Source organism: Nonomuraea sp. NPDC051941, assembly GCF_044593615.1.
Genome location: NZ_JBIUCF010000020.1, coordinates 93906 through 116658, shown reverse-complemented (window position 1 = coordinate 116658; position 22753 = coordinate 93906). Strand labels below are relative to the sequence as shown.

General features: G+C 72.4%; 18 protein-coding genes. 13 read left to right on the top strand and 5 right to left on the bottom strand.

All coding sequences use genetic code 11. The annotated features are described in order from the left end of the window. Positions 1–178 precede the first annotated feature (178 nt). Both ACIHFD_RS31145 and ACIHFD_RS31140 read left to right on the top strand, forming a co-directional pair. A complete protein-coding gene (locus ACIHFD_RS31145; RefSeq protein ID WP_397369898.1) occupies positions 179–1333 on the top strand; it encodes a cytochrome P450 in 1155 nt (384 codons plus the stop codon). A 111-nt stretch (positions 1334–1444) separates the two neighbouring features. Next, on the top strand, positions 1445–3235 hold the full coding sequence (locus ACIHFD_RS31140; RefSeq protein WP_397369897.1) for a protein kinase: 1791 nt from the start codon (positions 1445–1447) through the stop codon (positions 3233–3235). A gap of 29 nt (positions 3236–3264) precedes the next feature. Here ACIHFD_RS31140 and ACIHFD_RS31135 read toward each other — a convergent pair whose 3' ends face one another. Then, positions 3265–4167, bottom strand: a complete 903-nt coding sequence (locus ACIHFD_RS31135) for a D-isomer specific 2-hydroxyacid dehydrogenase family protein (RefSeq protein WP_355192353.1) — start codon at positions 4165–4167, stop codon at positions 3265–3267. 107 nt (positions 4168–4274) lie between these two features. On the opposite strand from ACIHFD_RS31135, the gene ACIHFD_RS31130 reads away from it, so the two are divergent. Together ACIHFD_RS31130 and ACIHFD_RS31125 are read left to right on the top strand one after the other, a co-directional pair. Beyond that, a complete protein-coding gene (locus ACIHFD_RS31130) occupies positions 4275–5588 on the top strand; it encodes an acyltransferase family protein (protein WP_397369896.1) in 1314 nt (437 codons plus the stop codon). Positions 5589–6013: 425 nt separating this feature from the next. Then, positions 6014–7204 (top strand): hypothetical protein, encoded by a 1191-nt coding sequence (locus ACIHFD_RS31125; RefSeq protein ID WP_397369895.1) that lies wholly within the window; start codon positions 6014–6016, stop codon positions 7202–7204. Positions 7205–7237: 33 nt separating this feature from the next. On the opposite strand, the gene ACIHFD_RS31120 is transcribed toward ACIHFD_RS31125, so the two are convergent. Continuing rightward, complete coding sequence (locus tag ACIHFD_RS31120; protein ID WP_397369894.1) at positions 7238–7861, bottom strand: FMN-dependent NADH-azoreductase; 624 nt, start codon at positions 7859–7861, stop codon at positions 7238–7240. Positions 7862–8034: 173 nt separating this feature from the next. Between ACIHFD_RS31120 and ACIHFD_RS31115 the strand changes: the two genes are divergently transcribed. The 6 genes from ACIHFD_RS31115 to ACIHFD_RS31090 all read left to right on the top strand — a co-directional run bounded on the left by ACIHFD_RS31115 (position 8035) and on the right by ACIHFD_RS31090 (position 15472). Then, positions 8035–9231, top strand: a complete 1197-nt coding sequence (locus ACIHFD_RS31115) for a sensor histidine kinase (protein ID WP_397369893.1) — start codon at positions 8035–8037, stop codon at positions 9229–9231. Next, positions 9228–9899 carry a response regulator gene (locus ACIHFD_RS31110; protein ID WP_397369892.1) on the top strand — a complete coding sequence of 224 codons (672 nt, stop codon included), beginning with the start codon at positions 9228–9230 and terminating at the stop codon, positions 9897–9899. The genes ACIHFD_RS31115 and ACIHFD_RS31110 overlap by 4 nt, the downstream gene beginning before the upstream one ends. Positions 9900–10125: 226 nt before the next feature. After that, a complete protein-coding gene (locus ACIHFD_RS31105) occupies positions 10126–11370 on the top strand; it encodes a glycosyltransferase (protein WP_397369891.1) in 1245 nt (414 codons plus the stop codon). 26 nt (positions 11371–11396) lie between these two features. Continuing rightward, positions 11397–13448 carry an ArnT family glycosyltransferase gene (locus ACIHFD_RS31100; protein WP_397369890.1) on the top strand — a complete coding sequence of 684 codons (2052 nt, stop codon included), beginning with the start codon at positions 11397–11399 and terminating at the stop codon, positions 13446–13448. Between the two features lie 67 nt (positions 13449–13515). Further along, positions 13516–14721, top strand: a complete 1206-nt coding sequence (locus ACIHFD_RS31095) for an FAD-dependent monooxygenase (RefSeq protein ID WP_397369889.1) — start codon at positions 13516–13518, stop codon at positions 14719–14721. A 34-nt stretch (positions 14722–14755) separates the two neighbouring features. Beyond that, the gene (locus tag ACIHFD_RS31090) at positions 14756–15472 is read left to right on the top strand and encodes a TetR/AcrR family transcriptional regulator (RefSeq protein ID WP_397369888.1); all 717 of its coding nucleotides are present in this window, start codon (positions 14756–14758) and stop codon (positions 15470–15472) included. An 18-nt stretch (positions 15473–15490) separates the two neighbouring features. Here the strand turns inward: ACIHFD_RS31090 and ACIHFD_RS31085 are convergent, their stop codons facing one another. Then, the gene (locus ACIHFD_RS31085; protein WP_397369887.1) at positions 15491–16777 is read right to left on the bottom strand and encodes an ABC transporter ATP-binding protein; all 1287 of its coding nucleotides are present in this window, start codon (positions 16775–16777) and stop codon (positions 15491–15493) included. 229 nt (positions 16778–17006) lie between these two features. Between ACIHFD_RS31085 and ACIHFD_RS31080 the strand changes: the two genes are divergently transcribed. The 3 genes from ACIHFD_RS31080 to ACIHFD_RS31070 are packed head-to-tail and all read left to right on the top strand — an operon-like array spanning position 17007 to position 20367. Next, on the top strand, positions 17007–18467 hold the full coding sequence (locus ACIHFD_RS31080) for a glycoside hydrolase family 13 protein (RefSeq protein ID WP_397369886.1): 1461 nt from the start codon (positions 17007–17009) through the stop codon (positions 18465–18467). 5 nt (positions 18468–18472) lie between these two features. Continuing rightward, positions 18473–19498 carry a LacI family DNA-binding transcriptional regulator gene (locus ACIHFD_RS31075; protein WP_350726872.1) on the top strand — a complete coding sequence of 342 codons (1026 nt, stop codon included), beginning with the start codon at positions 18473–18475 and terminating at the stop codon, positions 19496–19498. Beyond that, positions 19495–20367, top strand: coding sequence for a carbohydrate kinase family protein (locus ACIHFD_RS31070; protein ID WP_397369885.1), 873 nt, complete (start codon positions 19495–19497; stop codon positions 20365–20367). The genes ACIHFD_RS31075 and ACIHFD_RS31070 overlap by 4 nt, the downstream gene beginning before the upstream one ends. Here the strand turns inward: ACIHFD_RS31070 and ACIHFD_RS31065 are convergent. Both ACIHFD_RS31065 and ACIHFD_RS31060 read right to left on the bottom strand, forming a co-directional pair. Further along, on the bottom strand, positions 20351–21562 hold the full coding sequence (locus ACIHFD_RS31065) for an MFS transporter (protein WP_397369884.1): 1212 nt from the start codon (positions 21560–21562) through the stop codon (positions 20351–20353). The genes ACIHFD_RS31070 and ACIHFD_RS31065 overlap by 17 nt on opposite strands. Positions 21563–21664: 102 nt before the next feature. Next, the gene (locus ACIHFD_RS31060; protein ID WP_397369883.1) at positions 21665–22732 is read right to left on the bottom strand and encodes a cation diffusion facilitator family transporter; all 1068 of its coding nucleotides are present in this window, start codon (positions 22730–22732) and stop codon (positions 21665–21667) included. Positions 22733–22753 lie beyond the last annotated feature (21 nt).

The following is a 22753-nucleotide window of genomic DNA, read 5'->3' as shown; positions in this document are numbered from 1 at the left end:
GCCCGGAAGTGTTCCGGTGGCCGAGACCCCTGATTGCGAACGCGGCGCCACGGGAGATCACATCGGCATATGGACTTCCTTCCTGCTCCGGCCACCCAGGAGGCGCCCGCGGGCCGAAAGGTCAGTGCCCGCATGGCCACGGACCCGCGGGCGCCGGTCGGAGCACGGAAGGCCGCGCGTGCCTAGGGACCTCCCCCGGGCCACCGTGCTGGAGAGCCTGCGCCTGGCCGCCACGATCGTCCCGCCGGGCTTGCCGCATCTGACGGGCGGGCGCGACCCGCTGCGCTCCCGCGCGCTGCTGGCCGAGCTCGAGGCCAGGTACGGCGGCCGCCCCGTCCTCGTGCGCGGCCTGCGCGGCCCCGCGCTGCTGATCATCTCCAAGCGGGACGCCCTGCGCGTGCTGTCGGAGGAGGGCGAATTCGCGCAGGGCGTCGAGCAACGCCCCTTCGGCCTGCCGACGGACGTGCTGCGCCCGACGTTCATCGACATCGCCAGGGAGGAGGCCGGGGAACTCACCTCCGGCGTGGTCGACCACGACCGGCTGAACGCCCGGTGGCAGCGGGTGGCCAGGCGCTGCGTCTACGGCGACGGCGCGGCCGACGATCTGGAGCTCACCCGCCTGCTGACGGACCTCACGCGGGCCGGCAGGTGGCGCGACAGGCGGCGCCAGGACCTGCTCTCGGGCCGGTACGACGCCCGCATCCTCGACCACCTGCGCCGCGCCGAACCCGGCAGCCTGGCCGGCCTGATCGCGGAGAGGCCGGGGGTGGGCCGCTCGCGCGGGCTCATGCAGGCGGCGTTCTGGCTGATGGGCCTCGGCGTGATGTCGGCGGGGCTGATGCAGACGCTGGCGCTGCTGGCCGCCCACCCGGCCCAGCGCAAGTCGGCCCGCCGCGACGCCGACTACCTGCGGGCCTGCCTGCGCGAAGGGCTGCGCCTGTGGCCGCCGGTGCCGGCGCTGTCGCGGGTCACCGCCACCAGGACCGACTGGTACGGCACCACCCTGCCCGCCGGCACCACCGTGCTCGTGCCGATCGCCGCGCACCAGCGCAGCTCGCGCCTGCCCTACGCGAACACCTTCGCCCCCGAGATCTGGCTGGACGGCACCGCGGCGAACGAGTGGTGGGCCAGACCGGGCTGCGACGGCGTGCACCTCACGCTCGCGGTCGGCACCGCCTTCCTGGCCGGCATCGTCCGCGCCGCCCGCCCCAAGCCGGTCGGGCGGCTGCTGTCCCCGCACCGCCCGCTCCCCCACACTCTCAACCTCTCGCGCCTGCGGGTGACGATGCGCCCCTTGCGCATCCACGGCGCTCCTTCTCCTGCTCAGAACTAGTCGCCACCGGGCAGGCACTTCCTCCGTTAGAGTCTTGGGTACAAAATGACGTGCCGGGCGGAGGAACGGTTCGGATTGAGACGGGATGACGACGGCGAGAGGACGGCTACGTTGGGGCGCTCCGCAGGCACTCCGCTGGAGCCGGAAGATCCGCCGGCGATCGGCCCCTATGAGCTGGTCAGCCGTCTCGGCTCCGGTGGCATGGGCGTGGTCTACCTCGCCAAGGCGGCCGACGGGCAGCGGGTGGCACTCAAGGCGATCCGGCGCGACTACACGGCCGACCCGGTCTACCGGGCGCGTTTCCACGAAGAGGTGTCCAACGCGCGCAAGGTGGCCTCGTTCTGCACGGCGCGCGTGCTCGACCACGGCGAGGACCGCGGCGTCCTCTACCTCGTCACCGAGTACATCGACGGCATCTCGCTAGAGGACCACCTGATCGAGCACGGCGCGCTGTCGCCGTCGGTGCTGCACTCCGCGGCCGTCGGCGTGGCCGCCGCGCTGACCGCGATCCACGCGGCCGGGCTGGTGCACCGCGACCTCAAGCCGGCCAACGTGATGCTGACGCTGGCCGGGCCCCGGGTGATCGACTTCGGGCTGGCGCGCTCGACGCACGTCAGCTCCCGGCACACGAACGCCGGCATGGTGATGGGCACGCCCGGATGGATCGCTCCCGAGCAGGTCTTCGAGGGGCGCACCAGCCCGGCGGGCGACGTGTTCGCCTGGGGGTCGCTGATCGCCTACGCGGGGCTGGGCGGGCATCCGTTCGGCGAGGGTGACGCGTACGTGATGGCGGCCCGGGCCCGCAGCGCGCCGCCCGACCTGCGGGGGCTGCCCGCGCCGCTGGACCGGCTGGTGGCCGCGGCCATCCACCCCGACCCGGCGCGCCGGCCCGCGGCCAAGCAGCTGCTGCTGGAGCTGGTGGGGGCGGCCGACGAGCCCGCGGCGCAGCTCGCCGCCACCAAGCACCTGACCAACTCGTGGAACCCGTCGGACTTCCCGATGATGCCGCCTCCGATGCCGCCCGACCGTTCGGGCGCGGGTCGCCCGCCCCGCCGGCCCGAGGGTCGCGGCCCGCATGCCGAGCCCCGCGGGCGGCAGCCGCAGCCGCAGCCGCCCGCCGAACGCACCGGCCCCACGCCGAGGGCGGCGAGCCACGTGCCGCCCGCCGAGCGCACCGGCCCCAAGCCCGGCATGATGCAGCCGCCGCCTGCCGAGCGGACCGGGCCCACGCCCGGCGTCGGCCGGGTGCCGCAGCAGCCGCCGGCGCCCCACCCCGAGCGGACCGGTCCCGTGCCGCAGACCGGGATGGGCCCGCGGGGGCCGCATCCGGATCTCACCGGGCCGGTCCCCCACCACCAGACCGGGCAGGGGCCGATGCCCCACCCCTCCGCCACCGGCCAGGGGCCGTTGCCGGGCTATCCGCCCGCCAAGCCCAAGCGGGGGGTGTTCGCGGGCTGCATGACCGCCTTGATCATCGCGTTCGTGCTGGTGGTGGGGCTGATCCTCGTGCTGATCTGGGTGCTGCGGCCCTCGTCGGCCGGCGAGGACGGGCCCGTGCAGGACGGCAAGCTGCGCTTCGCCGTCACCAGCACGAAGTGTCCCAAGCCCGTGAAGTCCGCGCCGACCCGCACGTGCCAGATCGGCGTGCGGGTCAGCAACGTCGGCCAGGAGGCCAGGGTGCTCTACCCGGGCCAGCAGAAGCTGGTGGATGAGGACAAGGAGTTACACGGCGGCACCAAGCTGCTCGACAAGGACGGCAAGGAGATCACGCCGATCCGCATCGAGGCGGGCCAGTCGTTCGCCGGCGCGCTGGTGTTCGAGCTGCCGAAGGACCTCGCCCCGGCCGCGCTCGAGGTGCACGACTCGGGGCTGAGCAACGGGGCCCGCCTCAACCTCGGCTGAGCCGTCTCTGAGCCGTCTCTGGGGGCGCCTCAGAACCCCTCGGTCGGGGAGACCACGCCCTCCAGCGGGGCGCCGTCGCCGAAGCGCCGCACGTTGGCGGTGACGCGTTCGGTCAGGCCGCGCCAGTAGGAGGAGGGCGGGTTGGCGGAGTGGGGCGTGATGAGCACGTTGTCCAGGCTCCACAGCGGATGCCCGTCGGGCAGCGGCTCCGGGTCCGTCACGTCCAGCGCCGCGCCGCCGATGCGGCCCGCGCGCAGCGCGTCCACCAGCTCGTCGGTCACGACGAGGCTGCCGCGGGCGACGTTCACCAGCCAGGCGTCCTCGCGCATGAGCTCGAACTCCCGCTTCCCGAACATCCCCCTCGTCTCCGGCGTGGCCGGCGCCAGGACCACCACGTAGTCGGCCTCGGGCAGCACCTCGCGGTAGCGGGCGCGCGGCAGCACGAGGTCCGCGCCGGGCGCCTCTCCGCTGTCGGTGACCGCCAGGACCCGGCAGCCGAACGGCTCCATCATCCGCATGAGCACCCGCCCGATGCCGCCGTAGCCGACGATCGCGACCGTCGAGCCCGCGAACTCCCTGGACGTCTTCGGCTCCCACGTCTTGACCCTGGCCGCCCGGTACAGCCGGCGCGCGGCCGCCAGCATCAGGGCCATCGCGTGCTCGGCCACCGGCAGGCCGTAGGAGCCGGTGGCGGCGGTGAAGACCGGGTGCTCGGAGATCAGCCCGGCGTCGGCGAACCGCTCGATGCCCGCGCTCGGCAGTTGCACCCAGCGGATGCCCTCGTGGAGCATCGGCCGCAGCTCCGCGGGACCGCCGCCGAAGAAGACGATCGCCTCGGCCTCCTCCAGCGGCACGACCTGGCCGCCCGCCTGACGCACCGCCTCGATGAGCACGGGCACCGGCTCGGGTCCGACATGGACGGCGACGGTCATGCTGGGGCCTCCTTCTCGCCACGGGATCATTAGCGTATCGGTGATGCCCGAGCACGACGTTCTCCGGTGCCAGCATCTCTTCAGCCTTCGTGGGTAGGTTTGGGCGGGTGTCCGCCGTCGCCGCCCAGCCCGTGACCACCCCCGTCCCCGCCGCCGCCCGGCTCGCGTGGCTGGACGCGCTCCGGGGGATCGGCGCGCTGGCCGTGGTGGCCGAGCACCTGCTGCCGTGGTTCCTGCCCCAGCTCAGGCCGTACTGGTTCAGCCTCGGCATCTACGGCATCCTCGTGTTCTTCCTGGTCAGCGGCTACATCATCCCCACGTCCCTGGAACGCCACGGCGACGTGCGCAAGTTCTGGATCAGCCGGTTCTTCCGGCTCTATCCCCTCTACCTCGGCGTGGTCGTCCTCGTGCTGGCCCTGGCCTGGTGGGTGCCGGTGCGGCCGGAGGTGCCCAGGGACGCCAGCGCGGTGGCGGCGCACGCGACCATGCTGCTCGACGTCGTGAACGTGGGCGGCGTGGCCGACACGATGTGGACGCTGTCGTACGAGATGATCTTCTACCTCCTGGTCACCGCGCTGTTCCTGATCGGAGGGCACGGCCGGAGCGGGCTGCTGTCGGTGTCGTTCGCGGCGGGGGCCGTGGTGGTGGGGCTGGTGGCGTCGGGGGCGGTGCTGACGGGCGGGTGGCCCGCCTACGTCTCCGCCGCGATGTTCGCAGCCGGGCTGGCCTGCGTCGTGCGGGGTCGCCTGCGCACGGCCGCGGCCTGCGTGCTGGGGCTGATGGCGCTGACGCTGCTGCCGCTGAGCAGCCGGGTGCCGTGGCTCGCGGTGGCGGTGCTGGCGGTGATGTTCGCGGGGACGGCCATCCACCGGTGGGAGCGGGGCCACGGACGGCTGTGGCCGGTCGCGATGGCCGCGGCGCTGGTGGGGATCGCGCCGCTGTGGGCCGTCCAGGGCGGCTGGTGGTGGGTGCAGGCTGATGTGTGGCTGACGACGATCGTGCTGGCCGGGGCCACGTTCGCGGCGGGGATGGCGCTGCGGGGGCGGCGGCTGCCCAGGGTGCTGACCTGGCTCGGGCTGATCAGCTACTCGCTCTACCTGGTGCATCACCCGCTGCTGAAGTATTTCGTGGCGATCACCGGCGACCTGCGGCGGGCGGAGCCGGCGTACCAGCTCATGATGGCGGCGCTGGCCCTGACCGTGGTGCTGGCCGTCAGCACGCTCACCTACAGATACGTCGAACGGCCCATGCAGGCGCTGGGCCGCCGCCTCTCAGGCGGGCGCGGACGCCGGCTCCAGGGCGAGGGCGATCGCGGGGTGGCTCGACAGGACGCGCGACACGACGGGGTCCTCGGCCACGAGGAAGCCCAGGTGCCGGACCGCGTGCGCGACCACGTTGGCCAGGGCGACGCGCTCAGGTGACGGGGTCGCGGGCGCCTCGCCCCTGGCGATCTCCAGCTCGGGCACCTCGACCGCGGGCAGCCACGGCGCCGGGTCCGGGCAGACCGCATAGGTCAGGACGACCCCGCCGTCCGGCTCGTATCGCCAGCTCGTGGAGTGCACGACGGTCCCGGGGTCCTCGGCCGCGACCCCGCCGAGCCGGCGGGCCGCCTCGTCGGGGCTTTCCCCTCGCCGCGGCCGGGTAAGGGCATGCCGGTAGGACCAGCGATTGTCGGTGCCCACCCGTAGCATGAGCGTCTCAACCAGGATCACGTGTCTTCCCGTCACCGCCACCAACTTACTGCCAATCATATGCAAGTACGTCCCAGACGCATTGTCGCAACGCTCTTGAAAGCCGTGGCGGGCCCGGATGTAGTCGATGGCATGCGAGAGAGGGGCCGACAGCCATGCCGGGTTTGCTGGTGTTGATGGGGTCGGGCGAGACGAGCCCGACCATGGTCGAGATCCACCGCGCGGCGGCGCGTTCGCTGCGTGCCGGGGCGCGGGCCGTGCTGCTCGACACTCCCTACGCCTTCCAGGAAAACTCCGCCGACATCTCCGCCCGCGCCCGCAGCTACTTCGCGCGCAGCGTCGGCCTGGAGGTCGAGGTGGCGGCCGGGATCACGGGCGCCGACTGGGTCTTCTCGGGTCCCGGCAGCCCGACGTACGCGCTCGATCGGTGGGCCGGCTCGGGCGTAGCCGGCGACCTGCGTGCCCGGATCCGCGCGCGCGAGGGGGTGACGGTGCTCGCCTCGGCCGCCGCCTGCACGGCGGGCCTGGCCACTGTGCCGGTCTACGAGATCTACAAGGTGGGCGCGGATCCCCATTGGCGCGAGGGCGTCGACCTGCTGGATCCGCTCGGGCTGCGGGCCGTGCTGATCCCCCATTTCGACAACGCCGAGGGCGGCACCCACGACACCCGCTACTGCTATCTGGGCGAGCGCCGGCTGTCCCGCATGGAGCGCGAGCTGCCGCCCGGCACCGCCGTCCTGGGTCTCGACGAGCACACCGCCCTGATGATCGACCTCGAGACCGAGTCGGTGCGGGTGGCGGGCCGGGGCGGCCTGACCGTCCGCCTGCCCGGCTCCACGACGGTCCTGCCCGCGGGCACCCACACCGACCTGGCCGAGCTGCGCCGCCTGGCCGAGGGCGGCCCCGGCACGGGCGCCGTCACCCCGCCGCCCCCGGCCGACCCCGCTCCCGCCGAGGTGACGCTGGAGGAGACCATTCACACGTGCGAGGAGCTGTTCAAGGCGGCGGTGGCCCGTCCGGACCTGGTGGCGGCGGCCCAGGCGGTGCTCGACCTGGAGGCCGAGATCGTCAAGTGGGCGGCCGACACGGAGGAGGACGCCGGCGGGGTCGACCAGGCGAGAGAGCTGATGCGGCTGCTCATCGCCCGCCTCGGCGAGCTCGCCTCGACCGCCCGCCTCCGCTCGCGGAGCCTCCCCTCCCTGGTGGAGCCCCTGCTGGTGCTCCGCGCCCGGCTGCGCGAGGAGGGGCGGTACGAGGTGGCGGACGCGGTGCGGGCGGCGATGCAGGAGGGCGGGATCCTCGTGGAGGACACCCCGGACGGGCCCCGCTGGACCTGCGCCTCCTGAGGCATCCGGCGGACACCTGTTTTCGGCTGAGCGCTAGAACGTCCTGGCGATCCGGCGGGCGCGTTCGTCGGCCTGCTTGCTTTCGGCCTCGTACGAGCCCGTCAGCGTGGGGTGGTGGCGGATCTCCTGGATGTCGGCGATGCCGGCCCAGCGGAGCCAGTCGTCGAAGTACGTCGACTGGAAGTCATTGCCGAACGCCGGCCCCAGGCCGGGACCCCAGACGGCGCTGGTGTAGACGACGGCGGCGCGCTTGCCGGCCAGCAGGCCGCGATACCCGGTCTCCGGGTGCACGTCGAAGACCATCGCCGGCTGGCTGACCACGTCGATGAACTGCTTCAGCTTGTAGGGCACGCCCCCGTTCCACATCGGCACGCTGAAGAGGTAACGGTCGTAGGAGTCGAAGCGCTCGAACGTCCGCACGGCCGCCGCCCACGCCTCCGCCTGCTCCCCCTCGGGCACGCCACCACCGAACACGGTCATCTTCGCGCCCGCGGCGGCCGGGCCGAACTCGGGGAGCGTGCCGTCCCACAGGTCGAAGTGATCGACCGTCGCACCGGGCCTGGCGGCGCGGTATTCCTCGACGAACGTCCGCGCGATGCCCAGCGAGATCGATTCGCCCCCGCGGGGGGAGGCGGAGATGTGCAGCAGTCTGCTCATGATTTCACGTCCTTTCCGGACTGTGGTCCGATTGCTGCATCGAAAATACGGACTGCAGTCCGATTGGTCAAGTGGCGGCGCGACGGGCGTACTGCGGGCGCAGTAGAGCGGATGGGTACCACGGGATGAGGGACTTCGCCCAGGTCAGGCCTAACGTTTGAAAGGTGCGTACGGTGACCTGGCTGAGACGGGAACTCCTGTCCCGGCCCTATGCGGCCGACACGGTCCTGGCCGTCTGCGTGTATGCGATCACGCTGCTGGCGCCGGGCGCTCCCCCGCCGCCCGGCGCGGAGTGGCACGACCCGATGCGGCCCCTCACCGCGTACGACATCGCGCTGGCCGCGGTCGTCTGCGGCGCGCTGGTCTTCCGGCGGCGGTGGCCCCACGCCGTGCTCGCCGTCACGGTCACCGGGTTCGCCGCCTATGCCATGATCGACGGCGCGCGGAGCGTGCTGGACCTGGCGTCGGCGATCGCGATGTACACGGTGGCCTCCCGATGCCCGCGCCGGCACGCGTGGATCTGCGGCGGGCTCGCCGCGCTGGTGGTCGCCGTGGCCAGGATCGTGTTCGGCGACAGCGCATGGCTGGCGCCCGAGGTGCTGGCGCCGATCGCGGCGATCGGCATGGCCACCGCCGTCGGGGACTCGATGCGCAGCCGCCGGGCGTACGTGGCCGCCATCGAGGAGCGGGCGCGCAGGGCCGAGGAGACGCGCGAGGAGGAGGCCGAACGCCGGGTGATGGAGGAACGGCTGCACATCGCGCGGGAGTTGCACGACGTTCTCGCCCACCACATCGCGCTGATCAACGTGCAGGCGCAGGTCGCCGCGTACATGCTGGAGAGCGAGCCCGAGCAGGCCCGCGCGGCGCTGGGCCATGTCCGCGAAGCCGGCAAGGAGGCGCTGGACGAGCTGCGGACGACGGTGGGGCTGCTGCGCCGGCCGGGCAGCCGCGACGAGCTCCTGACCGAGCCCGCGCCTGGGCTGGACCGGCTGCCGGAGCTGGTCGACTCCTTCACCGCCGCCGGGCTGAAGCTGGGCCGGCTGCTCTACGGCGATCCGAGGCCGTTGCCCGCCCCTGTGGACCTCGCCGCGTTCCGGATCGTCCAGGAGGCGCTGACCAACGTGAGCAAGCACGCGCCGCGGGCGACCGCCACCGTGCGGATCGAGTACGCCGCCGACGAGGTGATCGTCACCGTGACCGACGACGGTCGTGGCGGTGCGGGCGGGATCTCCCCCGGGTTCGGTCACGGCCTGATCGGCATGCGGGAGCGGGCGCTGTCGGTCGGCGGCACGTTCCTCGCCGGGCCCGTGGACGGCGGCGGGTTCCGGGTGCACGCCGTGCTGCCGACCTCCAGGGAGAACAGGCGATGACCGTCAACGTGCTGCTGGCCGATGACCAGGCGCTGGTCCGCGCGGGGTTCCGGGTGCTGATCGACTCGGCCCCCGACCTGCACGTGGTCGGCGAGGCCGCCAACGGTCACGACGCCGTACGGCTGGCGCGGGAGACCATGGCCGACGTGGTGCTGATGGACGTCCGCATGCCCGGGATGGACGGTCTGGCCGCGACGAGGGAGATCACCTCCGACGAGGACATGGCCGGGGTCCGGGTGCTGGTCCTGACCACGTTCGAGATCGACGAGTACGTCTTCGCCGCGCTGCGGGCGGGCGCCAGCGGCTTCCTCGGCAAGGGCGTGGAGGCCGGCGAGCTGCAGGAGGCCATCAGGGTGGTGGCCAGGGGCGAGGCGCTGCTGTCGCCGGCGGCGACCAGCCGGCTGATCACCCGCTTCCTGGCGGGCCCCGGCGTCTCGGCCCGGCACGTTCCCGAAGACCTGGCCGTGCTCACCGAGCGCGAACGGGAGGTGATGACCCTGGTCGCCTGCGGGCGCACCAACGACGAGATCGCCGACCTGCTGGGGATCAGCCGGGTGACCGCCAAGACCCACGTCAACCGGGCCATGACCAAGCTGAAGGCGCACGACCGCGCCCAACTGGTGATCATCGCCTACGAGACCGGCCTGGTCCGCCCCCAGATCCGCTGATCGGCCGGGAACCGCGGGCGCGGTAGGCCCGCGCCCACGTCTACTGCGATCGCCGCAGTTCAGAACCCTCCTCCAGGCGGACGTTCCCCCGGGGCGGGGCCACGAGGCTTGAGGGGTGACCACGACGGCCCCGGCGCGGGGATCGCGCCCGGCGTCGTGCTGATCGCCGGTGATGGAGCCGTCCCACCGAGCGATCTGACATCCCTGCGAAGAGAAGTGGACAGCGATGACCGACACCACCTGCGGCCAGGGCGTCCTCCGTGGCTTCCAGCGCTCGGAGCTGCCGAATCCCACGGTCGAGATCGTCATCCCTGTCTACAACGAGGAGCGTGCGCTCCCGGGATGCCTGCGCACCCTGCACGCGCACCTCCGTGAGCGGATGCCGTTCCCCTGGCGGATCACCGTGGCGGACAACGCGAGCCGTGACCGGACGCTGGAGGTGGCCCGGGAGCTGGCCGCCGAGCTGCCCGGCACGAACGTGGTCCACCTCGACAGGAAGGGGCGCGGGCTCGCGCTGCGGACGGTGTGGGGCGCGAGCGAGGCCGACATCGTCGTCTACATGGACGTCGACCTGTCCACGCGCCTGGACGGGCTGCTGCCGCTGATCGCCCCGCTCGCCAGCGGCCACTCCGACCTCGCCATCGGCAGCCGGCTGGCCTCCGGCGCGCGCACCGTGCGCGGGCCGCGCCGCGAGCTGATCTCCCGCGGCTACAACGCGATCATCCGGCTCACCCATGGAGCCCGGTTCAGCGACGCGCAGTGCGGCTTCAAGGCCGCCCGTACGGACGTGCTCGGCCCGCTGCTCGAAAGGACGCAGGACGACGCCTGGTTCTTCGACACCGAACTGCTGCTGCTCGCCGAGCACAACGGGCTGCGCATCCACGAGGTCCCGGTCGACTGGGTCGAGGACGTGGACACCCGGGTCGACGTCGTCGGCACCGCCACCGACGACCTGCGCGGACTGTGGCGGGTGGCCCGCATGAAGGCTTCGGGCGCCGCGCGGGCTCCGTTGCCGCGGCGCCCCGCCCCCGCCGCCGAACACCCCGACGCCGTGCTGGCCCCCGCCAGGGCGGGCTCCCGCATCACCTGGGAGGTCGGCTGCTTCGTGGCCATCGGCGTGCTCTCGACGGCCGGTCAGGCCCTGCTCTACTGGCTGCTGCGCGCGTGGTGGCCGCCCATGATCGCGAACCTGGTGTCGCTGCTCGTCCTCACCGTGCTCAACACCGAGGCCAACCGCCGCCTCACCTTCCGCTGGTCCGGCACGGGGGCCGGACGGGCGCACCTGGGAGCGGGGGCCCTCTTCCTGCTCGGGTACGTCGTCACCTCCGCCGCCGTGCTGCTGTTCCGCCAGGTCCAGCCCGATGCGTCGGCCGCGGGCGAGACGCTGGTGCTCACCGCCTCGTCCGCGCTGGTCACCGCCGTCCGCTTCGTGACGCTGCGCCTGGCCGTCTTCCGCCGTCCCACACCCTGATCGTCTTCGGAGAAGAAGAAGCACAGATGACCGACATCACCGAACTGCCGCCGCGTGCCGCCGGCCGTCGCCTGCCCGGCTGGGCGGCCCCGGCCGCGCTGGCGGCGATCCTGCTCCTGGCCACCGCCCTGTACGGCTGGGCCCTCGGCTCCCTCGGCTGGGGCAACGGCTACTACTCCGCCGCCGTGAAGTCGATGGGCCAGAACTGGACGAACTTCCTGTTCGGCGCCTACGACCCGGCAGGCGTGATCACCGTCGACAAGCCGCCGGCGGCGCTGTGGCCGCAGGTCCTCAGCACCAAGCTCTTCGGCATGCACGGCTGGGCGCTGATCCTGCCCCAGGTGCTGGAAGGCGTCGCCACGGTGTTCCTCCTGCACCGCACCGTACGCCTGTGGGCGGGCGAGGCGGCGGGGCTGCTGGCCGCGCTGGTCCTGACCCTGACCCCGATCACGGTGGCGATCAACCGCGACAACAACCCCGACACCCTGCTGGTGCTGACGCTGGTGGCGGCGGCGTACGCGCTGACCCGAGCGCTGCGGACGGATTCCGGCCGGGCCGCCCTGCGCTGGTTGTGCGCCGCCGGGTTCCTGATCGGCCTCGGCTTCCTGACGAAGATGCTGGCCGCCTGGATGGTGATCCCCGCCTTCGCGGCGGCCTGGCTGGTCGGCGCGCACGGCCCCTGGCTCGGCCGGCTGGCCAGGCTGCCGGCCGGGGGCGCGGTCCTCGCCGTGTCCTCCCTGTGGTGGATCGCGATGGTCTCGCTCTGGCCGGGGAACCGTCCGTACGTCGGCGGCAGCACCGACGGGAGCGCCTGGGACCTGGTCATCGGCTACAACGGCCTCGGCCGGGTCCTCGGCGGCGGGAGCGGCGGCGTCCCGGGCGGCTTCGGCATCTCCTTCGGCGGTGCGGCCGGTCCGGGGCGGCTCTTCAACGAGCAGGTCGGCGGGCAGATCAGCTGGCTGCTGCCGTTGTGCGGGGTGGCGCTGCTGCTGGCCCTGGCCGTCGCCGTACTGCGCCGGCGCGGGGTCGCGATGCCCGGTGAGCCGCTCGCCGCGGCCGGATGGGTGCTGTGGGGCACCTGGCTGGTGGTCTGCGGCGTGGTGTTCGCCACGCAGCAGGGGATCTTCCACCCGTACTACACGACGCAGCTGGCCCCCGCCATCGCCGCCCTCACCGCCGGCTTCGTCACGACGCTGGCCCGCGCCCATCGGGCGGGGGCTCGCTGGGCGCTCCCGCTGGGGGCCGGGGCCGTCGCGGTGACCGCGGCCTGGGCCTGTGCCGTGATCGGGCGGGCCCCGTTCTGGAACGGCTGGCTGGTGTGGCCTGTGGGCGCGGCCGGGCTGGCGGCGGTCGTCCTGCTCCTGCTGTCCGCCGGCCGGCGACGGCTGCTGCCCGCCGCCCTCGGCGTCGCGGTCCTGGCGGTGCTGGCGGCGCCCGCGGCCTGGGCGATCAGCGTTCCCGGCACCACGTCGGCGCTGGGCGGCGCCAACCCCGCCGCGGGGCCGCCGGCCATGCCCTTCGGCGGCGGTGGCGGAGCCGGCCCGGCTCCGGGCGGGCGCGAACTCCCGGGAGGGATGCAGCTCCCGCCAGGCATGGAACTCCCGCCAGGCATGAAACTCCCCGAAGGCTTCCCCGGCGGGAGCCCGGGCGGCATGCCATCCGGACTCGCGGGCGGCTTCCCGGGAGGCTTTCCCGGCGGCGGCGAGCTCACCTCCGACCAGCGCAAGATCCTCGACCATGCCGTCAAGAACTCCGGCTCCGCCCGGATCACGCTCGCCGTCGAGGGTGGCGCCACGTTCGCCTCCACGTTCATCCTCGGCAGCGACGCCACCGTGATCGGCATGGGCGGCTTCATCGGCATCGACGACGCCCCGACCGTCCAGCAGCTGGAGGACTGGACGGGTTCCGGGCAGTTGCGCTTCGTCCTGGGATCCGGCTTCGGCGCCATGATGGGCGGGTCGAGCACGAGCCGCTCGCAATGGATCAAGGCGAGCTGCGCCGAAGTCCCCGCCGCCGCCTATGGAGGAAGTCCCACGACCGGCGGCCTCACCCTCTACGACTGCGCCTCGAAAAACTGACCAACAGAACCAATCTGGTCAGTTTGTCTATTAGGGTCGTGGTGACACGACAGAAAGGGAGTCGGCAATGAAGGACGCAGTCGGGCGTGCGCTGGTGGTGGGGCTCGGGATCGCGGGCATCGCCACCGCGCTGCGCCTGCGGCAGGTCGGCTGGGAGCCGGTGCTGGTGGAGCGGGCCCCGGCCCGCCGCTCGGGCGGGTACTTCATCCTGCTGTTCGGCACCGGTCTCGCCTCCGCTCAGCGGCTGGGCGCGCTGGAGGCGATCGGCGACCGCACCCCGCGGCTTCCCCCCTACGAGGTGAACCGGGCCGGACGCCACACCGCCGGCATGAGCCTGGCCAACCTGCCCGGCAAGCCACGGGTGGTGCTGCGCGGGGACATCGAGCGGGCGCTGTTCTCCGCGCTGCCGGCCGATGTGGAGATCCGCTATTCCACCGTGCCCACCCACATCGCCCAGGACGACTCCGCGGCGGAGGTCACCCTGCGCGACACGGCCTCCGGCGCCACCGTCACCGAGCGCTTCGACCTGGTGGTGGGCGCCGACGGGATGCGCTCGACCGTACGCAGGCTGGCCTTCGGCCCCGAGGAGCACCTGCACCCGCTGAACTACATGATCGGCGCCACCGTGCTGGACCGGCCGATCGAGGGCCTCGGCCAGGGGCAGGGCCTGACCCTGGCCGAGCCGGGACGCTCAGCGTGGATCTTCCCCTTCTCCGACCACCCGCCGGGCCTGCTGTTCTCCTACCGCACCGACGACATCGACGCCGAGTTCGCCCGCCCGCCGATCGAGTCCATCCGCGCCGCGTTCGGGCCGCAGCCCGCCGGACCGCTCCTGGAGAAGTTGTTCACGGCGTTCGAGCAGGCTCCGGAGTCCCTGTTCGACTCGGTGAACCAGGTGAGGATGCCGCGCTGGCACCACGGCCGGGTGGTCCTGGCCGGCGACGCCGCCTGGTGCGTGACCCTGTACGCGGGCATGGGCGCCTCCAGCGGCATCGCCGGAGGCGAACTGCTGGGCACCATGCTGCAGCGCCACCCCGGCGACCTGCCCGGCGCGCTGCGCGCCTGGGAGGCCCGGATGCGGCCCTTCATCCAGACCGAGCAGGACAGCGCGCTGATCATGCGCAGGCTCTTCACACCGCACGACCGCAAGGAACTGGTCATGCGCGGCGCGATGCTGCGCCTCATGCGCACGCCGGTCATCGGGCCGGCCATGGGCAAGATAATGAACGGCCCGGACATGAAGAACAAGACCTTCGACGTCGCCGCCGTGTGACCCGACCCCAGCCCGAAAGCAGAGGACAGCCCACGTGAGCCAGCTGATCGAACGCCACTCGCGCAAAGCCGCCCGCATCCTGGACAGCGCGCGGGAGCTGGTGCTCGATCACGGCGTGCACAAGGTGACGGTCAGCGAGATCGCCCGCGCGGCGGGGGTCGGCAAGGGCACCGTCTACCTGTACTGGCCCGCCAAAGAGGACCTCATCCTCGGGCTGTTCGCCCGCGAACTGCTGGCCTTCCTGGACGAGATCACCAGCCGCGTCAGCGCCGACCCCGCCACCGTGCTGCCGCACCGCCTGGCCCCGCTGCTGGTCCGCACCGGGCTGAAGTTCCCGCTGGCACGCCGGGTGCAGAGCGGCGACGCCGGCCTGCTGCGGCTGCTCACCCAGCAGGCCGGCGACCGCGAGCTGTTCGCCCGCACCACACCCGGCGCCCTGTGCGAGGCGGGCATGCCGATCCATCACCGCCACGGGCTGATCCGCCACGACCGGCCCCTGCCCGAGCTGACCTACGCCGTGCACGCCGTGCTCACGGGGTTCGGCGCCGCGCTGTCCGACCCGGCCACCGCCGCCCTCGGCGTCGATCCCGACCAGGTCCTCGCCGACACCGTGGCCCGGCTGCTCGAACCCGCCGTCGCCCCCGGCGACTCGGCCGTCGCCGCGGCCGCCGACGAGGTCCTGGCCTTCCTGCGCCAGATCCAGAAAGGCATGCTGGACCTCATCGAACGCAGCCAGACCCTCCAGCAGTGAACCGCGGCGCGGCGCCGACTATCGGCGCGGGGGGTCGATGCGAGCGCCGTCGAGGGTGAAGATCATGATGCGGGAGAGGTCGATCGCGACCTTGGCGGCGTCGCCCGTGCGCCAGACGGGGCGGTTGCCCAGGCGGACGATCAGGTCGGAGCGGCGGTGGATGCCGCTGTTCGGGTGCTGGCCGACCTGCTCCTGCTCCTGGTGCTCCTCCTCCCGCTCGGAGGAGAAGATCCGCCGTACCAGTCCCGACAGCTTCCCCGAGCCGCTCTTGTTCCCGTTGCTCCGCTGGCGCGGGTCCGGCGGCTCCGGCACCGGTACGGCGGGCACCCCGCACGCCAGGTACGCCAGCCACTCGTGCCCGTGGTACTCCAGCGCCCGCACCCGCCCGAAGAACGACGGCCCGTCGTACGACTCCTGCACCGGGGCCAGCCCGTCCGGGCGCATGCCCACCAGCACCTGCCCGCCGGTGTGCTGCGAGATCGCGTACGCCCTCGGATCGCTCCACGGCATCGTGAGCTGGTGCGGGCCGAAATCGAGCATGACGTACTGGTTCTGCGGCGTCCTGACAGTGGCCGACAGCAGGTTCAACTGCTGGGAGTTGAGGAACGCCGCCACGAACGCGGTGGCTGGATCGTTGTAAATCTGGGAGGGGGTGCCGACGTCCTGGAGCACCCCACGGTTCAGGATGGCGATCCGGTCGGCGAGCGTCAGCGCCTCCACCTGGTCGTGCGTCACGTAGATCGTGGTGACGCCGAGCGACCTGACCAGCGCCGAGATCTCCATGCGCAGCTCGGTACGCATGCCCGCGTCCAGGTTCGACAGCGGCTCGTCCATGAGGAACAGCTTGGGCTGCCGGACGATGGCCCGCCCCATGGCCACGCGCTGCCGCTGACCGCCGGAGAGCGTGCCGGGGCGGCGGTCCAGCGTCTCGTCGATGTGCAAGGCCTTCGACAGCTCGGTCACCCGCTCGCGCACCATCGCCGGGTCCGACTTGGCGATCTCCAAGGGAAAGGCGATGTTCCCGCGCACCGTCCGGTGCGGATACAGCGCGCCGTTCTGGAACACCATGGCGACGTCACGATCGCGCGGGGCCAGATGGTTGGCGATCTCGCCGTCCAGCCACAGGTCACCCTCGGTGATCTCCTCCAGTCCCGCGATCATGCGGAGCAGCGTGGACTTGCCACAGCCGGAGGGGCCGAGGAGGACGAGGAACTCGCCGTCTTCAGCCCGCAGGCTCAACCGGTCGACTGCGAGGTAGTCGCCCGGATACACCTTGGACACTTTGTCGAGAACGACCGAGCTCATGGGCCCACACCTTGCGCACGTGTCACCTGTGACGGGGCTGATTGAAGAGGTAGTACATCGCGCCTTAACGCTAGATGTCCACCCTTGACATAAAGAATCTCCTGCGCAGGCGTTTCGGTCGAGGGCTTTGTGGGTTCTTACACCGAAATTTCCGGATTGGAGGGGTATGTAAGGGCTTGCGTAAACTTGCGGCAAGGGATTTCATAGTCGAGACCGTCAGGGGGAGACTATGACCGCATGGTGGCGAGACGCCGCGATTTACCAGGTGTACGTGCGTAGCTTCGCCGACGGAGACGGCGACGGCGTGGGTGACCTGATCGGCGTTCGCGATCGCCTGCCGTACCTTGCCGGGCTCGGCGTCGACGCCATCTGGCTGACGCCCTTCTACACCTCCCCCATGGCCGACTTCGGGTACGACGTCGCGGACTACCGGGACGTCGACCCGCTGTTCGGATCGCTCGCGGACGCCAAGGCGCTCATCGACGAGGCGCACGCCCTCGACCTGCGGGTGATCGTGGACATCGTCCCCAACCACACCTCCTCGGCCCACCCCTGGTTCCAGGAGGCGTTGCGCGGCGAGCACCGCGATCGTTACATCTTCCGCGACCGGCCGAACGACTGGGAGTCGATCTTCGGCGGCCCGGCGTGGACGCGGGTCGAGGACGGGCAGTGGTACCTGCACCTGTTCGATCCCGCGCAGCCGGACCTCAACTGGGACAACGACGAGGTGCGCGGCGAGTTCGAGTCGATCCTGCGGTTCTGGCTCGACCTGGGCGTGGACGGCTTCCGCGTGGACGTGGCGCACGGCATGGTCAAGCCGCGCGACCTGCCCGACATCGGCCACCCGAACCAGACCACGCTGATCGGCAAGGAGCCGGTGCCGTACTTCGACAACGACGGGGTGCACGACATCCACCGCGCGTGGCGGCGCGTGCTCAACTCCTATCCCGGCGAGCGCATCGGCGTGGCCGAGGCGTGGGCGCCGACGGCCGAGCGGCTGGCGATGTACGTCCGCCCGGACGAGCTGCACCAGGCGTTCAACTTCCACTACCTGTTCACCCCGTGGGACGCCGCCGAGCTCAGGGCGGTGATCGGCTCCTCGCTCGCCACGGCCGGCTCCGTGGGCGCCCCGACCACCTGGGTGCTGTCGAACCACGACGTCAAGCGGCACGTCACCCGCTACGGCGGCCTGGCCAGGGCCCGCGCGGCCGCGCTGCTGACGCTCGCGCTGCCCGGCTCGGTCTACGTCTACCAGGGCGAGGAGCTGGGCCTGCCCGAGGTGCTCGACCTGCCGGAGGAGGTGTGCCAGGACCCGCAGCGGCTGCGCGACCCCGACAGCGGCCGGGACGGCTGCCGCGTCCCGCTGCCGTGGACGCGCGAGTCCGGCTGGCGGGACCCGTGGCTGCCGATCCCGTCCGAGTGGGCCGAGCTGAGCGTGGAGGCGCAGGAAGGGACGCCCGGCTCGACGCTGGAGCTGTACCGGGAGGCGCTGGGGCTGCGGCGCGCGCTCAGCGGGGACCTCGTCTGGCACGAGTCGCCCGAGGGCACGCTCGTGTTCTCCAGGGGGCCGTACGTCTGTGCCGTCAACCTCACCGCGACGCCGGTGGACTTCGGGATCGACGGGGAGCTCCTGATCGCGTCGGATGTCCCTGGAGCAGGGGATTCGGCGGCCTGGTGGAAAGTAAAGTGAGTGGCATGAACGGTCACGCTCGCCTAGCCGACATCGCCGCCCAGGCCGGGGTGAGTGAGGCCACGGTCAGCAGGGTGCTCAACGGCAAACCCGGCGTCTCGGCCGCCACCCGCCAGGCGGTGATGACCGCGCTCGACCTCATGGGCTACGAGCGCCCGCCGCGGCTGCGCCAGCGCAGCAACGGGCTGGTCGGCCTGGTGACGCCGGAGCTGGACAACCCGATCTTCCCCGCGTTCGCGCAGGCCATCGAGAAGGCGCTGACCCAGCACGGCTACACGCCGGTCCTGTGCACCCAGCTGCCCGGCGGCGCGCCGGAGGACGAGTTCACCGAGCTGCTGGTCGACCGCGGGGTGAGCGGCATCGTGTTCATCTCCGGGCTGCACGCCGACAGCACCGCCCGCATGGACCGCTACACCCGCCTGACCGACCGCGGGCTGCCGATCGTGCTGGTCGACGGCTACAGCGAGCACATCGACGCGCCCTTCATCTCGCCCGACGACCGCATGGCCGCCCGGCTGTCCGTGCAGCACCTGGTCGACCTCGGCCACGAGCGGATCGGGATCGCGCTGGGGCCGCGCAGGTTCGTGCCGGTGATCAGGAAGATCGAGGGCTACAAGCAGGCCATGGCGCAGCTGCTCGGCGCGACCGACGTCGACGAGCTGATCGCCCACTCGCTGTTCTCCGTCGAGGGCGGGCAGGCGGCCGCCGCGCAGCTGCTGGCCCGCGGCTGCACCGGCATCGTGTGCGCGAGTGACCTGATGGCGCTGGGCGCGATCCGCGCCTGCCGGGAGCGGGGGCTGTCGGTGCCGGGAGAGGTGTCCGTGGTGGGCTTCGACGACTCGCCGCTGATCGCGTTCACCGACCCGCCGCTGACCACCGTACGCAAGCCGATCGGCGCGATGGCGTCGGCGGCCGTGCAGACGCTGCTCGAAGAGGTGAACGGCGCCCCCGCCAAGCACGTCGAGCTGATCTTCCAGCCGGAGCTCGTCGTCCGCGGCTCCACCGGCTCCGGCCCGCTGGTCAACCGGTGACCCACGATGTCCTGGTCCTCGGCGGGGCGGGGGTCGATTCGACCGTGTACGTGCCGGAGCTGCCGCTGCCGTACCGGGACACCTACCACGTGCCCCCGGTCGTCGACCGGATCGGCAACACCGGCGCGGGCGTGGCGCTGGGCTGCCACGCGCTCGGGCTCGCCGTCGCCTTCGCCGACCTGATCGGCGACGACCCGCAGGGCGCCCTGGTCCGTCAGGCGCTGCGCGACGTCGACTGCTCCTTCGGGCCCGCCGCGGCGGGCACCCGGCGCAGCGTCCTGCTCGTGGGTCCGGACGGCCGCCGCACCTCGCTGCACGACCCGAAGGCCACGCCGGACGAGCGCCTGCCGCGCGAGCTGTACGCGAACACGCGTGCCCGGCACGTCCACCTGTCGATCATGGACTTCTGCCGCCACGTCTACCCCGACCTCGACGGCACGCCGGTCTCCACCGACCTGCACGACTGGGACGGCGCCAACGACTATCACAAGGACTTCGCCTACCGATCCGACCTGGTGTTCCTGTCGGCCACCGCGCTCCCCGACCCGGCCGCCACCATGCGCGACATCCTCGGGCGCGGCCGCGCCCACACCGTCGTCTGCACGCGCGGGGCCGACGGCTGCCTCATCCTGACGCGCGACTCCGGCGTGCGCGCCTTCCCGGCAGCGCCGCTGCCCGGGCCGGTGGCCGACAGCAACGGCGCGGGCGACGCGTTCGTCTCCGGCTTCCTGTACGGCACCTTGCGCGGCCGGTCGCTGGAGGAATGCGTACGCCTGGGCGCGGCAGCCGGGGCGCACGCGTGCACGGTCGCCGGCACGCACGAGTCCCCGATCACGGAGTCCGCGCTGCTGGCTACGTTTTCGCGGTAGACGACTGATCCAGCTCCCGCCAGGCCCGGCAGACGAACGGCGGGATGGACGTGATCAGGTAGAGGCTGGTGAACGCGTAGAGCGTGGTCCGCAAGCTGGTCAGCTCGGTGAGGGAGCCGGCCAGCAGCCCGCCGGCCGGCATGGCCGCGTACGCGGCGGCCGTCATGGTGCCGAGCGCCCGCGCTCTCATGGGGGCGGGGATACGGCCGAACTGCAGGATGCCGAGGATCGGGTTGATCGCGCCGGCCGCGAACCCCGACAGCGCGGCCGTGGCGAGCGCCGCGGGGAACGGCGCTCCGAGCGCCAGGACCAGTACGCGCGGGACGCCGGCGATGAGGAAGCACACTCCGTAGGTCAGCCTCATGGGTAATCGTTCGCCGGCGGCCCCGTACACGATGGTCCCCGCCACGGCGCCCGCCCCGAGCGCGCCGGTGAGCAGGCCGAACGCGCGGGGGTCGCCTGCCACGTCGCGGGCGTACAGGGCCAGCAGCACCTGGGTCACGCCCGTGTCGAGCATGTTGACGACCACGATCATGCTGGTGGCGCTCATCTGCAGGCGGTCGCGCCAGAGGAATGCCAGGCCGTCGCGCAGGTCGCAGATGTAGCCGCCGGATTCGCGTTCGCCGTTCTCGATGCGCGGGACTCCGCCGGCGATGAGCGCCGCCGACAGGAGGAAGGTGACGCCGTCGACGATGAGGAGCGTGCTCGGTCCCGCCCAGAGGATCAGGATGCCGGCGAGCGGGGCGCCCACCATGGTCGCGCCGCGGCTGGCGCCGTCGTACGCCGCCGTAGCGTGCTCGATGCGGACGCGGCCGAGGGCCGACAGGTCGGGCAGCATGGCCTTGCGCGCGGTCTCCCCCGGCGTGGCGGCCAGCCACCGTACGAACAGCAGGAGCAGCAGGAGCGGATAGGACAGCCCGGTCGTCAGGAACAGCGCCGGAACGGCGAGGACGACGACCCCGCTCACCAGGTCGGACACCACGCTCGCCCCGCGGAACCCCAGCCAGTCCACCAGCGTGGCGCCGAACGCGGCGGAGATGACGATGGGGAACGTGGTGGCGAAGGCGGCCAGCCCCGTGAGCCCGGCGCTTCCCGTGGTTTCCAGGACGAACCAGGGGACGGCGAGCATGGAGAGCACGTTTCCGGTGACGGACAGAGCGTTGGCGGACAGCAAGGTGATGAATGGACGCCTCACGCGTAATGCCCCCGGCATCGTCTCCCGCTTCAGCGTTCCTCACGGTCGGCGTGCGGTCAAGGGAGGGTTCCGTGGCCAGTGGCCCGAGGCGCGGCGGCGGGCTCAGCCCGGCCGGTGGGTGGACAGGCTGGCGTGGTGGTCGGCGCCCGCGGGGCCGTGCGGGTCGGTGTGGACGGTGGCGGCTCTCAGGCGCGGGAGTTCGTGGATGAGCCGGTGCTCGGCCTCCACCGCCACCGCGTGGGCGTCCACCACCGACATGTCATGATCTACCAGGATCTCCACCTCGGCGTGCAGGGCGTGGCCGATCCAGCGCAGGCGTACGGAGCCGACGCGGTGCACCCCGTCCACCGCACCCAGGATGCTCTCGGCGCGGTCCACGAGGGCGGGGTCCACGGCGTCCATGAGCCGGTGGTAGATCTCGCGGGCGGCGTCCCGCAGCACGAAGCAGATGGCGAACGTGATCAGCAGCCCCACGATCGGGTCCGCCAGGGGAAAGCCGAGCGCGGCGCCGCCCGCGCCCAGGAGGACGGCCAGCGAGGTGAAGCCGTCGGTCCTGGCGTGCAGCCCGTCGGCCACCAGGGCGGCCGACCCGATCTCCCGGCCCACCCTGATCCGGTAGCGGGCCACCCACTCGTTCCCCGCGAAGCCCACCACCGCCGCCCCGGCCACCCATCCGACGGCCCGGAGGTCCTGGGGGTTCAGCAGCCGGGTGACGGCCTCATATCCGGCCAGGGCCGCCGAGGCGGCGATCAGCAGGACGATGACGATGCCCGCGAGGTCCTCGGCCCTGCCGTACCCGTAGGTGAAGCGCCGGGTGGCGGCGCGGCGGCCGAGCGAGAACGCGATCGCCAGCGGGACGGCGGTGAGCGCGTCGGCCACGTTGTGCAGGGTGTCGCCGAGCAGCGCCACCGACCCGGAGGCCACGACGATCACCGCCTGAACGGCGGCGGTGACCATCAGGACGGCGAACGAGACGGCCAGCACGCGCATGCCGCGACTGCTGGTCTCCAGGGCGGCATCGGTCTTGTCGGCGCTGTCGTGGGTGTGGGCGCTGAGCGGATTGTGAGCCGCGACAGCGGCGAACCACCCTCGGCTCTTGCCGAGATGCCCGTGCCCGTGTCCATGTCCGTGCCCATGTCCGTGTGGCGTATGGCCCCTGTGGTCAGTCATGGCATTCCTCGCTTGCGCAAT

Excerpts from the sequence above, each read along its gene's own strand:
- ACIHFD_RS31135 (WP_355192353.1), bottom strand. The coding sequence starts at position 4,167 with ATGACCGTCGCCGTCCATGTCGGACCCGAGCCGGTGCCCGTGCTCATC.
- ACIHFD_RS31125 (WP_397369895.1), top strand. The coding sequence starts at position 6,014 with ATGCCGGGTTTGCTGGTGTTGATGGGGTCGGGCGAGACGAGCCCGACC.
- ACIHFD_RS31120 (WP_397369894.1), bottom strand. The coding sequence starts at position 7,861 with ATGAGCAGACTGCTGCACATCTCCGCCTCCCCCCGCGGGGGCGAATCG.
- ACIHFD_RS31110 (WP_397369892.1), top strand. The coding sequence starts at position 9,228 with ATGACCGTCAACGTGCTGCTGGCCGATGACCAGGCGCTGGTCCGCGCG.
- ACIHFD_RS31105 (WP_397369891.1), top strand. The coding sequence starts at position 10,126 with ATGACCGACACCACCTGCGGCCAGGGCGTCCTCCGTGGCTTCCAGCGC.
- ACIHFD_RS31100 (WP_397369890.1), top strand. The coding sequence starts at position 11,397 with ATGACCGACATCACCGAACTGCCGCCGCGTGCCGCCGGCCGTCGCCTG.
- ACIHFD_RS31095 (WP_397369889.1), top strand. The coding sequence starts at position 13,516 with ATGAAGGACGCAGTCGGGCGTGCGCTGGTGGTGGGGCTCGGGATCGCG.
- ACIHFD_RS31085 (WP_397369887.1), bottom strand. The coding sequence starts at position 16,777 with ATGAGCTCGGTCGTTCTCGACAAAGTGTCCAAGGTGTATCCGGGCGAC.
- ACIHFD_RS31080 (WP_397369886.1), top strand. The coding sequence starts at position 17,007 with ATGACCGCATGGTGGCGAGACGCCGCGATTTACCAGGTGTACGTGCGT.
- ACIHFD_RS31075 (WP_350726872.1), top strand. The coding sequence starts at position 18,473 with ATGAACGGTCACGCTCGCCTAGCCGACATCGCCGCCCAGGCCGGGGTG.
- ACIHFD_RS31060 (WP_397369883.1), bottom strand. The coding sequence starts at position 22,732 with ATGACTGACCACAGGGGCCATACGCCACACGGACATGGGCACGGACAT.